This window comes from Paenibacillus castaneae (assembly GCF_002884445.1).
Classification (GTDB): domain Bacteria; phylum Bacillota; class Bacilli; order Paenibacillales; family Paenibacillaceae; genus Pristimantibacillus; species Pristimantibacillus castaneae.
This window is the reverse complement of the sequence record NZ_KZ614144.1, coordinates 6,058,163-6,071,606: the sequence shown is the minus strand read 5'-3', so window position 1 is coordinate 6,071,606 and position 13,444 is coordinate 6,058,163. Positions and strand designations below refer to the sequence as shown.

General features: G+C 46.6%; 15 protein-coding genes. 10 read left to right on the top strand and 5 right to left on the bottom strand.

Translation table 11 applies throughout. The features are described from left to right. Nucleotides 1-14 precede the first annotated feature (14 nt). Both CEF13_RS27295 and CEF13_RS27290 read left to right on the top strand, forming a co-directional pair. Nucleotides 15-1,133, top strand: coding sequence for a hypothetical protein (locus CEF13_RS27295; RefSeq protein ID WP_102715776.1), 1,119 nt, complete (start codon nucleotides 15-17; stop codon nucleotides 1,131-1,133). 31 nt (nucleotides 1,134-1,164) lie between these two features. After that, nucleotides 1,165-2,271: a glycoside hydrolase family 88/105 protein gene (locus tag CEF13_RS27290; protein ID WP_102715774.1), complete on the top strand. Its 1,107-nt coding sequence runs from the start codon at nucleotides 1,165-1,167 to the stop codon at nucleotides 2,269-2,271. A gap of 103 nt (nucleotides 2,272-2,374) precedes the next feature. Here the strand turns inward: CEF13_RS27290 and CEF13_RS27285 are convergent, their stop codons facing one another. Both CEF13_RS27285 and CEF13_RS27280 read right to left on the bottom strand, forming a co-directional pair. Next, complete coding sequence (locus CEF13_RS27285; protein ID WP_102715772.1) at nucleotides 2,375-3,097, bottom strand: amino acid ABC transporter ATP-binding protein; 723 nt, start codon at nucleotides 3,095-3,097, stop codon at nucleotides 2,375-2,377. Beyond that, nucleotides 3,090-4,589 carry an ABC transporter substrate-binding protein/permease gene (locus CEF13_RS27280; protein ID WP_102715770.1) on the bottom strand — a complete coding sequence of 500 codons (1,500 nt, stop codon included), beginning with the start codon at nucleotides 4,587-4,589 and terminating at the stop codon, nucleotides 3,090-3,092. The genes CEF13_RS27285 and CEF13_RS27280 overlap by 8 nt, the downstream gene beginning before the upstream one ends. A 212-nt stretch (nucleotides 4,590-4,801) precedes the next feature. On the opposite strand from CEF13_RS27280, the gene CEF13_RS27275 reads away from it, so the two are divergent. From CEF13_RS27275 to CEF13_RS27265, 3 genes are read left to right on the top strand one after another with little or no spacing between them, the layout of a single operon-like run. Continuing rightward, nucleotides 4,802-5,125 (top strand): hypothetical protein, encoded by a 324-nt coding sequence (locus CEF13_RS27275; RefSeq protein WP_102715768.1) that lies wholly within the window; start codon nucleotides 4,802-4,804, stop codon nucleotides 5,123-5,125. Next, nucleotides 5,095-5,925, top strand: a complete 831-nt coding sequence (gene yidC, locus CEF13_RS27270; protein ID WP_102715766.1) for a membrane protein insertase YidC — start codon at nucleotides 5,095-5,097, stop codon at nucleotides 5,923-5,925. Before CEF13_RS27275 ends, yidC begins: the two co-directional genes overlap by 31 nt. A gap of 19 nt (nucleotides 5,926-5,944) precedes the next feature. Beyond that, nucleotides 5,945-6,769 (top strand): sugar phosphate isomerase/epimerase family protein, encoded by an 825-nt coding sequence (locus CEF13_RS27265; RefSeq protein WP_102715765.1) that lies wholly within the window; start codon nucleotides 5,945-5,947, stop codon nucleotides 6,767-6,769. A 117-nt stretch (nucleotides 6,770-6,886) separates the two neighbouring features. Here the strand turns inward: CEF13_RS27265 and chrA are convergent, their stop codons facing one another. The 3 genes from chrA to chrS are packed head-to-tail and all read right to left on the bottom strand — an operon-like array spanning nucleotide 6,887 to nucleotide 8,540. Next, nucleotides 6,887-7,432, bottom strand: coding sequence for a chromate efflux transporter ChrA (gene chrA / locus CEF13_RS27260; protein WP_102715763.1), 546 nt, complete (start codon nucleotides 7,430-7,432; stop codon nucleotides 6,887-6,889). Continuing rightward, nucleotides 7,419-8,039: a chromate efflux transporter ChrB gene (gene chrB / locus CEF13_RS27255; protein WP_279588980.1), complete on the bottom strand. Its 621-nt coding sequence runs from the start codon at nucleotides 8,037-8,039 to the stop codon at nucleotides 7,419-7,421. Before chrB ends, chrA begins: the two co-directional genes overlap by 14 nt. Nucleotides 8,040-8,057: 18 nt before the next feature. Continuing rightward, nucleotides 8,058-8,540 (bottom strand): chromate efflux transcriptional regulator ChrS, encoded by a 483-nt coding sequence (chrS, locus tag CEF13_RS27250; RefSeq protein ID WP_102715761.1) that lies wholly within the window; start codon nucleotides 8,538-8,540, stop codon nucleotides 8,058-8,060. Between the two features lie 245 nt (nucleotides 8,541-8,785). Between chrS and ggt the strand changes: the two genes are divergently transcribed. The 5 genes from ggt (at nucleotide 8,786) to CEF13_RS27225 (ending at nucleotide 13,045) form a co-directional block, all read left to right on the top strand. Then, nucleotides 8,786-10,366 (top strand): gamma-glutamyltransferase, encoded by a 1,581-nt coding sequence (ggt, locus tag CEF13_RS27245; RefSeq protein WP_102715759.1) that lies wholly within the window; start codon nucleotides 8,786-8,788, stop codon nucleotides 10,364-10,366. 78 nt (nucleotides 10,367-10,444) lie between these two features. Then, a complete protein-coding gene (locus tag CEF13_RS27240; protein WP_102715757.1) occupies nucleotides 10,445-11,140 on the top strand; it encodes a pirin family protein in 696 nt (231 codons plus the stop codon). A 105-nt stretch (nucleotides 11,141-11,245) separates the two neighbouring features. Further along, a complete protein-coding gene (locus CEF13_RS27235; RefSeq protein ID WP_102715755.1) occupies nucleotides 11,246-11,572 on the top strand; it encodes a hypothetical protein in 327 nt (108 codons plus the stop codon). A gap of 283 nt (nucleotides 11,573-11,855) precedes the next feature. Beyond that, nucleotides 11,856-12,173, top strand: coding sequence for a transposase (locus CEF13_RS27230; RefSeq protein ID WP_102709085.1), 318 nt, complete (start codon nucleotides 11,856-11,858; stop codon nucleotides 12,171-12,173). Continuing rightward, nucleotides 12,059-13,045 carry an IS3 family transposase gene (locus CEF13_RS27225; RefSeq protein ID WP_146022663.1) on the top strand — a complete coding sequence of 329 codons (987 nt, stop codon included), beginning with the start codon at nucleotides 12,059-12,061 and terminating at the stop codon, nucleotides 13,043-13,045. Before CEF13_RS27230 ends, CEF13_RS27225 begins: the two co-directional genes overlap by 115 nt. Nucleotides 13,046-13,444: the final 399 nt, after the last annotated feature.

The following is a 13,444-nucleotide window of genomic DNA, read 5'->3' as shown; positions in this document are numbered from 1 at the left end:
AGGGGGATGCTGGAATGACAACAAATAACAAGGAGCTTCAAATGCTACTGCGTGAGATGGATAGTCTGTTCGAAGATCTACTGCCCTGGTTGGCAGGGCAGTATGATGAGCCGAGCGGCGGCTTCTATTATGCTCGCAGCTCACGCCTGCTTATTGGACGAAGGCCAGATATAGAATCGACGGCACAGGCGCTGAATATGCTGGAGAGGCTAGGGCTGCTTGCCCTGATGCCGGCACGTATTCGAATCAATATGATCCATTTCTTCAGAAGCCGGCAGCATCCGGAGTCCGGGTACTTCTACGACGATGATCCCAGCATGAAAGAGGATGAGGTGATGGTGGCGAGGGCGGTAGGCTATAGCCTGAATGCCCTCCAGAAGCTTGGCGGTGAGCCGCAGTATGCGCTGCCTTATCTAGCTGACCAAGCGCCATCTTATATGCACTCTCCTCTTGAATATGAGAATTGGCTTCGGGGAATGGATCTTAGCAACAGCTGGCGCGGTTGTGATCGGCTTGCTTGCTCCAATGTATATTTAAAGCAATTGAAGGAGCCGAGACGTGATCGTTTTGTCCAAACGGCATTTCGTTTTTTTGAAGAGATGCAGGACAAGGACAGTGGCTTGTGGGGCGAGGGCTCCTTATATTTGCGTATTTCCGGTACGTTCAAGCTCCATACGTTTTACAGTAATTTTCAAACACCAATGCCTAGAACAGAGCAAATGTATGCGAGCATATTGCTCGCACTGCGTTATGAAGAAGCTAGCGACATGTGCTTTATTCGCAATCCTATTCATTTATTGTCCTATATAAAGCCTAGCATGACAGAAGAGGAGCTTCAGCAGATCATTCAGACAACGCTCAACAATATGAGCAGGCTGCTCCGCCCGGACGGGGGCTTCTCACGTGAGCTTGCCCATTCGCCTTCGGCTCCCAATGTGGCACAAGTCAAGGGTGGGGGCTATTATCCAGATATGCCAAAGCCTGTCCACTTGAGTGAAGGGAAGAGGGAAGGCGATATGAATGCGGCTACGCAGGCGCTGCTCATTCGTACGCTATGTTATAGGCTCGCAAATATGGCAGCGCCATCGCTAGGGAAGACAGGACTTAGTGCGTTTTACGATCATATGAAATAAAAAGGAATGTAATGGAGAGGGGAACTTGTTTATGCTGCAAACGATTAAGAAGACACCAATTGAATGGGCAAGAGCCGCCTGTGATTCCTTGATGAGCACCTATTTGCCGGAAGAGCTTCCTCCAGCAAACCGCTGGCACTATCATCAAGGAGTGTTCCTTTGCGGGATGGAGCTGCTTTGGCAGGTGGAGAGAGACGAGCGTTATGACTTATATATAAAAGGCTATGTGGATAAACTTGTCGACGATTGCGGAAACTTTGATTTTGCTCGTGATGAATTAGATGCCATTCAAGCAGGGTTGCTGTTATTCCGGCTCGATGAGCGGAATGGCGACCTTAAATACCGCGTTGCAGCCGATAAGCTGCGCAACCTATTCCATACGCTTAACCGAACGTCGGAGGGAGGCTTCTGGCATAAGGATAAATACGCCTATAATATGTGGCTCGATGGATTATATATGGGCGGCGTATTCGCGCTGAAATATGCGAATGCTTATGGTGAGCCGAGCTTGCGCGATATGGTGCTGCATCAAGAAGGGCTGATGCGGCGCTATATGAGGGATGAGCAAACAGGACTGCTTTATCATGCTTGGGACGAGAGCCGGCAAATGCCTTGGGCGAATCCAGAGACTGGCTGCTCGCCGGAATTTTGGGCTCGTTCGCTCGGCTGGTACGGCCTTGCGGTTGCTCAATTTCTGGATGAAATAAGAGAGGGTGAAGCGGGTCGCGCCGAGCTTGAAGCCGTGCTGGCCGATTTCGCCAAATCTTTAGTCCGCTATCAGAATGCGGACAGCGGACTGTGGTATCAAGTGGTCGACAAAGGACATTTGGCAGACAATTGGCTGGAAACCTCAGGCACCTGCTTGTTTGTATACACCCTTGCCAAAGCTTATAAATTCGGACTAGTCGGCGAGGATTGCTTGGAAGCAGCAAAGCGCGGTTATGAGGGACTCCTCCGAGTTGTGCAGCTCGACGATCAAGAGCGCTTCGTTCTTCCGGACATCTGCATCGGCACTTCAGCAGGCGACTACGAGAATTACGTGACACGGCCAACCTGTGAGAACGACCTGCATGGCGTCGGGGCTTTCGTCATGGCTTGCGTGGAAATGCATTCGCTAATGACTGCTTCTGGCGAGTGAATGAATACGTGAGATGGAAGCTAATAAAAAAAATGGCGTGGCAAGTAAATATCTTGCCACACCATTTTTGTGTATTCATATTACCTTATATGGAGCCTGCTATCTAAAGCACCTGCTCCAGAAACCGCGATGCGCGCTCGCTTTGGGGTTTAGTGAAAAATTGCTCTGGCTTTGTCCGTTCTACCAGCTTACCGTCGTCCAAGAAGTAGATCGTATCGGCAGCCTCACGAGCGAATTTCATCTCATGTGTCACGATAAGCATGGTCATGCCGCTATGAGCAAGCCCGCGAATAACGTTCAGCACTTCCTTTACCATCTCGGGATCAAGCGCTGAAGTCGGCTCGTCGAAGAGCATAATATCCGGTTCCATTGCCAGGCTGCGTGCAATAGCAACACGCTGCTTCTGTCCGCCGGACAAGCGGGATGGGTAGCTGTCTGCTTTGTCGGAGAGACCGACACGAGCGAGCAGCTCCGTAGCTTTCACCCGTGCTTCCTCCATTGACATGCCTTTAACCTGTGTCGGAGCAAATGTAATGTTATCCATGACCGTCATATGCGGGAATAGATGAAAATGTTGAAACACCATTCCAATGCGCTGACGTGTGCGGGCAACATCAGCTTTAGGGTCTGTTATTGGAGTCCCGTCGATTGTGATGATACCGGAAGTAGGTGTATCCAGCAGATTTATGCAGCGAAGAAAGGTGGATTTGCCTGAGCCGGAAGGCCCGATCAGCGCAACGACCTCTCCTCGTTCTATAGTTGTGGTAATGCCTTTCAGCACTTGGTTTTTGCCAAAGGTTTTGGTCAAGTCAGTAACTTCAATCACTGCGGCGCAGCCTCCTTTCAAGCATACGGGCAAACGAGGTTAGAATAAGCACGAGCACATAATAAATGGCGGCAATGAACAGCAGCACTTCAAACGAACGAAACGTGAGTGATCTTACGAAATCTCCGCGCCGCATTAAATCGGTAACACCGATTACGGAAACGAGTGATGATTCCTTCAGCAAAGCAATACATTCGTTAACGAGCGCCGGTAAAATATTGCGCAGCGCTTGCGGGAAAATAATGCGAACCATCATTTTGCGATAAGGGATGCCAAGTGCAATAGAAGCTTCTCTCTGTCCCTTATCGACAGACATGATGCCGCCGCGGATCGTTTCAGATAAATAGGCGGCAGAATTGAGACCAAATGCAAGGCCTGCGGCCATAAGCGCCGAAATATCATAGTTCAATATTTGTGGTGTGGCGTAATAAATAAGAATTAGCTGCAACAGCAGCGGCGTGCCTCGGAATACAGAGGTATAGGCGGTTGCGAACCACTCCAGCAGCTTTATGCCGGATATTTTGAATAAGGATAATATACTGCCCCATACGAGTCCAAACAACGCTGAAACGAGAGTGAAAAGCAACGTCACGTAAACACCTTTGAGAATATAAGGGATATAGCCCTTCAGTATGCTGAAGTCTATATTGAGCAGCTTATCGGAGGACTCGTCCTTCTCGCTGGCGAACCATTTCTGCACGATTGCGTCCAGCTGGCCGCTTTCGGACATTTCTGCAAGCACGCCATTGAAATCATTAACGATAGTTGATTTCTTCGGAAATGCGATAGCATAACCGTTTTCAGCGGACTCAGCAGGCAGAAAGCTCATTGTTAAATTAGGATTTGCAGCCGTCATTTCAATAGCTACCGCATCTTCTACGATAGCGGCGTCAATGCGGTTGGAGTTGAGCTCATTGATTAGGTCAGGAATTTTATTCAGCTTTTTGAGAACAGCTCCTTGAATCGTTTCCGCATATAGATCCTGCGTGGAGCCTAGCTGAGTTCCTACTCTTTTGCCCGAGAGAGACTCTTCGGTTTCAAGTACTGCCGACTTTTTGGAAACGATCGTATTACGAGCTGCGTAATAGGTATTAGAGAAGTCGACGCTTTGTCTGCGTTCATCGGTTGCTGACATGCCAGACATAACAAAATCAACGCGGCCCGATTGCAGTGCCGTTACCAGACCGTTGAAATCCATACTTGAGATTTCCAGTTCATAACCGAGCTTGCTGGTGATATACTTGGCTATATCGATATCTAGTCCAATAATTTCGCCGTTATTTTTGGCGTCTACACTCTCATAGGGTGGATAATCGGGGGATGTGCCCATGACAAGCTTCTTTTTCTGACCAGAGGATGGAACAGCAGCACTCTCGGCGTTTACTGTATGTGAGCCGGCAGTTCCAAGCTGAAACACGCCTCCAAGGGCCAGAAATAGAACCATCATGGTGATGAGCGATAAGTAAATGATATTTAACCTTTTTCGATTCATGATGTCCTCTTTCTTCTAAGTTAGTTTTCCTTAATGATAAGGAAGTATAATCGACTAAGAAATTATATGGTTTAAGCTATCCATTTGTAAATAACCAAGTCGCACTGTATTGTAACATATTGATGCTTAGAGTAGTCGTAATGAGGTGCGATTTACTGTTATACTATCCATAAGAATGAAAATCTATTTTATACAGAAGGGAGGTGAATACATTGTTCGAGTTCGAGCTGCATGACATCATACCGTATTTGATTTCCATTAGTTTACTTTGCTCCTTGGCCTACGCCTACGCATCGCATCTTAACATAAGTACGCATGAGCATTGGGAAAGCAGTCAAGCTATACATTTCATATTTATTTCGCTGCCCCAGCTGCTTCTCCGTACCATTCCGATTCATCGCTGGTTAGCCAGGAAGGTAAAGCGAAAGGAATCGCCGGATGACGATATTGCAGACTGCTCCGCCTCGTTTGTTGCGCTATTTCCAAACAAACGAGGAGGATTTTTATGCAAACGAGCAATGTATTCCCTTCATTAAAATATGGACGTCTGTTATTAGCTGGTATGATGCTGGCGGGCCTGCTTCTGGTAAGCGGCTGCAGCACAGCTAGCGGTACGATTGATGGCAACACGCCGGGCGTATTCAACCACTATGTGATTTACCCTTTATCGTATGTACTTCAATATCTTGCAGGCATGTTTCACGGCAATTACGGATTTGCGATTATGGGGATCACTTTGATTATCAGACTTGCTTTGCTGCCGCTCATGATGCGCCAATTCCGGTCTCAGCAGACAATGAAACAGAAGATGTCGATCCTGCAGCCCGAGCTGAAGAAAATTCAGGACAAGTACAAAGGAAAACCGGATGCAGAATCCAAGCAGAAGCTCCAACAAGAAACGATGCAGCTGTATCAGAAGCATCAAGTAAATCCGCTTGCTATCGGTTGCTTGCCGATGCTCATCCAAATGCCAATATTAATGGGCTTGTACTCTGCTATTAGGCTGACACCAGAACTTGCGGATCATTCCTTTCTATGGTTTAAGCTGGGATCGCCGGATATTGTGCTTCCGATCATCGCAGCGCTCGTATATTTCGTTCAGTTCAAGGTGTCACAGTCCCAGCAGGCGCAGGTCGGAACAAACGCCGCTCAACAGAAACAGATGGCCTTCATGGGTTATCTCTCACCAATCCTAATGGGCGTGTTCGCTTTATCTGCTCCAGCAGCTATATCCTTGTACTGGGTTACAGGCGGTCTATTCATGATTGCGCAGTCTTATCTAGCCAAAAAGATATACGCGCCGAAGGTGGACATTGCACTGGAAGGCAGCGTTTAAACGAGGAGACGATCAGAAGATGTCAGTCGGCGTTTTAGCTCATTTATTCGGAAGCTTGCCTTACAAAGAGCTTGCTCCTAAAGTAGCAGAGAACGGCTTCAGCCATGTGCAGCTTGCGCTTTGGAAAGCGATTAGCGATGTTGATTTCAGCAAGCCCGGCAATATAAGCCCGGGCCTTGCGAATGCAATCGGGGAACAATTCGACAGAAATGGTGTTTCGATATCGGTGCTGGGCTGTTACGTTCACTTGTTCGACCGGAATGAAGAGCAGCGCCGTGCTAACGTTGATCGCTTTAAGGAGCTGCTTCGCTACGCTAAGTTTTTTGGAGCGCCGATGGTAGCTGCGGAAACAGGACGGAATGAAGGAAACGACTACACAGATCGAGATTGGTCAGTCATGAGATCGACGGTGGAAGAGCTTGTAGAGGAAGCGGAGAAGTGGGGCGTATTTGTCGGGCTAGAGGCGGCAAACGACCATTTGATCGGTACGGCTCCTGAGCTTGCACGCATGCTGGAGGAGGTTCCTTCATCCAATATCGGCGTGGTGCTCGACCCCGGCAATCTGTTGACGGCTGACAATTTCGCTCGCCAAGATGAAGTGATCGAGGAAGCATTCAAGCTGCTAGGCGGCAAAATTATTGCTGCCCATGCCAAGGATCGCATCCTGACAGATAGCGGCGAGCTGGTCACTGTACCGGCTGGATTCGGTAATATGAACTATGAGCTGTATATGAAGCTTCTTAACCAATACAAGCCGCATGTGCAGATCATTATGGAAGAAGCGAAGGAACATCAAATGGCGCAGGCTAAGGCTTATATTGATGGGATTCGTGAACGGGTATAAATATATTGTAAATAGGAGCAGTAGATCAGAGTTTTTGATCTACTGCTTTTTTGTTTGATGATCAAGCAAGTTAATGCAGCTATAGCATTCTTGAATATCTGCTTTTTAGACAGCCTGTTACAGCACATTCAAATGAGGAATCACGAGCCCGCCATAAGCGAATGCAATGAGGATTACAATGGCAGGATGAATTTTGCGGAATTGCATTGCCCAGAAGGCGACGGCCGCGATGATCAGCGATTGAATGATGCCAATGGATTCGACGGAGCTTTCCGCCATTTGCCAGGTGAGCAGCAGCATCATAATAGCGATGACAGGCTGGACAAGCAGAGTCATGCCTTTTACGATCGGCGATTGCCGATGCTTCTGCAATATCTTAAGCAGAAGGATGAGTGCTAATGCCGAGGGCACGATTGTTGCAGCTAAGGCGGCAATTAAACCAATCCAGCCACTGACCTCGTAGCCTACAAAAGCGGCGAATTTGGTCGCAATCGGTCCGGGCAGTGCGTTTCCTAAAGCAAGAATGTTCGAGAATTCGATAGGTGTCATCCATTCGTAGTTCGTCACGATTTCACGATACATGAGCGGAATAGATGCAGGACCGCCGCCATAACCGAGGACGTTAGCGATAAAGAAGCCGATAATTAAATTAATCCAATCCACGTTTTACGTCCTCCTTTTGCTCAGCTTGCTGCGGCTGCTGCTTCTGTTTTCTTCGCTGAAGGGCGGCAACGGATCTGAAATGTAGCGCGCCGTAGCCAAGAAATAAAACAATAACGATTGCAGGGTGAATGTGAAACCCTTGCAGCATGGCAAAAGCTAATGCAAAAAAAGCGAATCCTACATATTTTCCCAATCCTTTGACAGCCCGTTCACCGAATTCATAGGCCATCATCCCAAGCATCACTGCGACGACAGGCGTGACTGCTCCGATCATCCCTTGGACGAAAGCTGCACTGCTCAGAAATTGTACGGCCGTCAGCAGCAAAATCATGGCTGCGCTCGAAGGTATGATATGAGCAAGAACAGCGACAATTGCACCAAGCGTACCTTTCTCTCGATAGCCGAGGTAAGCTGCAATTTTGGTAGCGATCGGACCAGGCAGTGCATTCGCGAGTGCAAGAATTTCGCCGAATTCCTCATCTTCGATCCACTTATAATTCGTAACAGCCTCGTAACGAATAAGTGGAATAACGGAGGGGCCGCCGCCGTAGCCGAGAATGCCCGTCTTCATCATGGCCCAGGACAGCTGCATATAACGGTTGTTCATTAAGCTGTTCTCCATCCTCTACAATCTCATTCCCATACGGCTCTTATAACGATTAATAAGAACCTGACAGTCAACGCTCGTAATGCCGGGCAGCGTGTATAGCTTTTCCTTCATGAAATGCTCCATTTCCTGATTGTTGCGAAATAAACCGTGCATATGTAATTTGCTCGGTCCAGTCATGTGATAAAGGCTTGTAACGAATGGCTCTGTCGATAATTGATCGGCAACGGCATGCAGATGCTTAGGCTCGACCTCAACGTTGAAAAAAGCAGACACTTGAATGCCGATGCGCTCTGGGTTGATAACGGCTGTGAATCTTTCGATCACGCCTCCATCCATTAAAGCATTAATTCGGGATTGGACAGCTACTCGCGATAAGCCGATTTCTTTCGCTAAATCAGTGTAAGATATTCTTCCGTTAATATTGAGGGCAGTTATGATTTTTCGGTCAATATCATCTATTTCTAATGCTTGAGATTCGTCTATGGGTTTAGAATGCATGATTATATCAGCTCCAATTTTATTTTCTGTTTCAAAATGTTTGTATATCGTCATATTCAATTACTATATGTATAAATATAATCGTAAATACATTCGTTTTCAATCAAAAAATCCGAATTTTATTACATTTTAGTTGCCTATCCTTTAATATGATGGTATTTTATAAACATAAAAATGTCATATTATCTTCCATTAAAATAGTTGTTCGATGTCTCTTTTCAATTCATTTTTTAGGAGTGACCATCATGAATCAATCCGTAATCGGAACAAAAGCAATGATTGTAAGTCCTCATTACCTAGCAACTGCCGCGGGAGCGCGTATTTTGGAGCAGGGCGGCAATGCATTTGACGCGGCTGTCGCTGTTAGCGCATGTCTAGCAGTTGTATATCCACATATGACCGGTCTCGGAGGAGACTCCTACTGGCTAAGTTATGCGCAATCGGAAGGCAAAGTAAGAGGTTATAATGCAAGCGGTCGTTCTGGTTATAGCGCCAATATAGACGCCTATGCGGGCATAGAAGCTATTCCAAGCCGAGGCATTGGCAGCATTGTGACCGTGCCTGGCATGGTAGACGGCTGGGATGCGGTTCACCGCGAGTACGGCCGCCTTCCATGGGCGAAGGTGATGGCTCCGGCCATTTCGTATGCTGAAGATGGTTTTCCTATGTCTAAAGATCAACATCACAATACGATTCATAATGAAGCGGTACTCGCGCAGACGCTGGAAACAGCGGATATTTATTTGCCTGGAGGAAAAGCAGTGGAGACAGGCGCGCGCTTCAAGCAACCTGCTCTTGCGAAGACGCTGCGCCGCTTAGCGGAATTTGGGCGTGATGAATTTTATAAAGGTGAGACTGCAAAAGAGATTACCCAATTCTTAAGCAAGCACAATGGGATTTTGACAGCGGATGATTTCGCCGATCATCATGGAGATTGGGTAATGCCAATCGAGGGCTCCTATCGAGGCTATACGCTTCATCAGATGCCGCCGAATTCGCAGGGCTTCTCTGGTATAATGGCCCTCCATATTTTGGAATCATTCCATTTAAAAGAAATCGAGCATGGCTCGCATGATTATTATCAGCTGTGCATTGAGGCGCTTAAGCTAAGCTTCCGTGACCGGAACAAATATTTATCCGATCCAGCGTTTACGAATATACCGTTAGAACGGCTTCTGGACAAAAGCTATGCAGCAGACTTGGCGGCTTCGATTGAACTGCATCGTGCTTCGATGGAAAAGCCGCTGGCGCTCGGCAGCGATACGGCATATGCATCCGTTGTGGATGAAGAAGGTAACTCTGTCTCCTTCATTCAAAGTTTGTATTTCGAGTTCGGATCTGGTGTAGTGGCAGGGAATACAGGTGTTCTTTTGCAAAACCGCGGCTCGTTCTTCTCATTGGATCCTAGTCATGTGAACTGCTTGAAGCCGGCCAAACGGACATTTCACACTTTAATGCCGGCCATGGCCAGTAGAGACGGCAAGCCCGAGGTGCTTTACGGTACGCAGGGCGGAGAAGGGCAGCCTCAGACACAAACGGCCATTTTCACAAGAATGATTGACTATGGAATGGATCCTCAGCAAGCGATTAATGAGCCAAGATGGGTATGGGGCCGGACATGGGGAGAGCCTACACAGGAATTGAAAATAGAAGGGCGTGTGTCCGAGCATGTGTTGGAATCATTAGCTCAGGCGGGACATCTGGTGCGGAAGGTAAAGGATTTCGACGGCATCATGGGGCATGCTCATGCCATTATGCGTGATAAGCAAGGCTTTCTGCAGGGGGGCTCGGACCCGCGCTCCGACGGCGCGGCGATAGGATGGTAATATCATTAAGGCTTGCTTGGCGGATTGAAAACTGCTATAAATAAGTAAGTAAATAAATAGTTGTTTGGAGGAGAGACGATGATCGACGTATATCCAGCCGCCGCGCGGCATTCAGTAGATCTCGGCTGGTTGCGCAGCCAGCCAATCTATTCGTTCGGAGCTTATCATGACCCAGAACGAACGGGCTTTAGTGTTATGCGAGTGTGCAATGACGATTATTTGGCTCCGGGAAAAGGCTTTGGCGCTCATCCCCACAGCGACATGGAAATAGTATCTATTGTTTTGAACGGTCTGATTAGACATGAAGATAATATGGGAAATTCCGTTGTTTCCTCGTTTGGCGAAGTGCAGCGCATGTCGGCGGGCACGGGCGTTATACACACGGAATTCAACGCCTCGGAAGAGGAGGAGCTGCGCTTGCTGCAGCTATGGTTCATGCCGAAGGAAAGAGGCATGGCACCATCTTATGAAGCGAGTCGTTTCCAAGTTGAAGGGCTGCACAATGCTTTTCTCCCTGTGGTATCCGACAAAGAAGTGGAGCATGCCGTTTCAATTAGTCAAGATATGACGATTTACTTGAGTAAGCTGGAGCAAGGGAAGCAGCTCGATTACGCAGCAGCTGGCCGCAAACAATTTCTATATATGATTGAGGGCGAGCTGCAGGTGAACGGTGTAAAACTAGCGGCAGGCGATACAGCTCAGATCGAAGCTGAGCAGAAGCTTGCGTTAAGTGCTATAGAACCTGTCTTTTTTATGCTCATTGATTTGCCATAGGCTTACGAAGTAAGTTTGCTAACGCAAACTTTAAGTATTTGCTTACGAAGTAAGTTTGCTTACGAAGTAAGTTTGCTACCGCAAACTTTTGAGGAGGGGTTCAAGTTGAAACAAACATTTCTTGTAAAGCATGCAGTAGGCGGGCGGATGTTTATTGATAGCACCAAACAGGATGTTTCGTATACGATCATTCCATTTGGTGAGGGCTGGAGATTCACCGTAAGCGTACCATGGAGCAATAATATCGAGGAGCTGCTTAGACTTAAAGAAGAGCTTAATGTGTTTGTTTTCCGAGAGTTTGACGATCAGCCCACGCTAAAAACATGGTATTACGTCAAGGATGGCCCAGTGGAATACGATGCTGACCAAAGCTGTTTGACGATTGTTGCGGATTCGCGCATTGAATATTACCCTCATGAGTATTCCGTTTAAATCAAACGTAACAGACCGTTTAGCAGCGATGAAATGCACCCTCAATATAGACATTGGAAAACCCATATGGGAAACCAGTGAATCTATAGGGGTGCATTTTTTATTAGGAAGAAAGAACGACCCAATATACAAAGGAAATAAGTCGAGGGCTTGAAGTGATACCGCTTTTACAAAAGTTCGATAACTACTAGAGAAATAGAGCTAGAAATAGAGCTAGAATAAAAAGTGGACACCTGTTAAGGAGAAATGGATAATTTACTTAACGAAGAAAGAGGTGTCCTTTATGGGGGAGCAACGTCAACGATTTAATGAAGATTTTAAGAAGCAAACGGTTAAATATATTCAGGATCAGACGAAGTCCGTACCGGAGATTGCTACAGAATTAAATATTTCCTCGAGTACTGTACACAAATGGTTAGCCAAGTACCGAGAATTCGACAATGAATCTTTAGCAAACCCCGAGAAAGTTCGTCAATTAGAACAACAATTAAAAGAGAAAGAACGCGAAAATCAACTGAAAGAGCGAGCGCTAGCAGATCTCCAAGAAGAATTGGCCATTTTAAAAAAGGCTCTGCACATCTTCAGCAAAGAAAAGAACTAAGGTTCCAATTTGTCGAAGATCATCGCTCTGAGTATCGACTAGAGAAGATGTGCAAGGTCATGGAGATTTCTCGGAGCGGTTATTATAAGTGGAAACTAGCTAAACCTAGTGAGCAAAAGCTTCGCAAGGCAGCTGTAATCGAGCGAATCAACTATCATTTCCACGATACCAAAGGGATCTATGGTAGTCCGAAGATTACCCATATGCTCTCGTTAGAGGGCATAAACACCTGTGAACGTACGGTAAGCAACTATATGAATGAGGTAGGATTGCGTTCCTGTGTTTCAAGGAAATTCAGAGTAAACACCACCGATTCCAACCATGACCAGCCTGTAGCTCCGAACATCCTGAATCAACAGTTTGCTACAGAGGAGCCTAACCGGGTGTGGGCAGCGGATATTACCTACATTCCTTGTCGTGAAGGACGACTTTATTTGGCCAGTGTTCTCGACCTCTGTACACGTGAAATTGTAGGTTGGCGGCTTGCTGCTCGAATGACTGTTGAACTTGTCCTTGGCGCATTAGAAGATGCTTTTAAGACGAAAAAACCCAAAAAGGGACTTATCCATCACTCCGATCGTGGTTCGCAGTATGCTTCTGCCGAATATCGAGAAAAGCTTTCCTCCTATAAGATGACAGCCAGCATGAGCCGTAAAGGTAACTGTTATGACAACGCGAGTATGGAATCTTTTCATAGCGTACTCAAGAAAGAGCTGGTTTACTGCAAGACATTCAAGACGAAGAAGCAAGCTTATGATGAAATATTCCAATACATTGAGCTTTTCTATAATCGCAAACGTATCCATAGCTCACTTGGCTATTTATCACCAGTTCGCTTTGCTGCGCTTTTTCATAAGAAAAGCGCTAGCTAATTCTCCTAAATAAGTGTCCACTTTATTGACAGAGGTCCAAAACTAGCTCTATTCCACAAACTCAGCATACTTTTGGAGAAATAGAGCTAGAAATTAGCTCTATTTCCGTTAAAACGAGCAGATATAGGCTCATATGACGATAGGTGTGCGAAATAGAGCTAAAAACTAGCTCTATTCTAAGGATTGGGCTTACTTTCGAGGAAATAGAGCTAAAAACTAGTTCTATTTCCGAAACAAGCAGCGGATATGAGCTCATACGAAGAAGGGGCCGTAGAAAGGGTTACCCAAAAAAGTAATAAATGTCATAAATCTAAATGACCCCTCGAAAAAGGGGTCATTTTCCAGAGCATTCTTAATAGTGAGCGTCTTAACCCAAGTGTAATGAAGCAAGTTGCCAGA

Excerpts from the sequence above, each read along its gene's own strand:
- chrB (WP_279588980.1), bottom strand. The coding sequence starts at position 8,039 with ATGAACAACCGTTATATGCAGCTGTCCTGGGCCATGATGAAGACGGGC.
- CEF13_RS27290 (WP_102715774.1), top strand. The coding sequence starts at position 1,165 with ATGCTGCAAACGATTAAGAAGACACCAATTGAATGGGCAAGAGCCGCC.
- yidC (WP_102715766.1), top strand. The coding sequence starts at position 5,095 with ATGCAAACGAGCAATGTATTCCCTTCATTAAAATATGGACGTCTGTTA.
- CEF13_RS27240 (WP_102715757.1), top strand. The coding sequence starts at position 10,445 with ATGATCGACGTATATCCAGCCGCCGCGCGGCATTCAGTAGATCTCGGC.
- CEF13_RS27265 (WP_102715765.1), top strand. The coding sequence starts at position 5,945 with ATGTCAGTCGGCGTTTTAGCTCATTTATTCGGAAGCTTGCCTTACAAA.
- CEF13_RS27230 (WP_102709085.1), top strand. The coding sequence starts at position 11,856 with ATGGGGGAGCAACGTCAACGATTTAATGAAGATTTTAAGAAGCAAACG.
- chrS (WP_102715761.1), bottom strand. The coding sequence starts at position 8,540 with ATGCATTCTAAACCCATAGACGAATCTCAAGCATTAGAAATAGATGAT.
- ggt (WP_102715759.1), top strand. The coding sequence starts at position 8,786 with ATGAATCAATCCGTAATCGGAACAAAAGCAATGATTGTAAGTCCTCAT.
- CEF13_RS27280 (WP_102715770.1), bottom strand. The coding sequence starts at position 4,589 with ATGAATCGAAAAAGGTTAAATATCATTTACTTATCGCTCATCACCATG.
- CEF13_RS27295 (WP_102715776.1), top strand. The coding sequence starts at position 15 with ATGACAACAAATAACAAGGAGCTTCAAATGCTACTGCGTGAGATGGAT.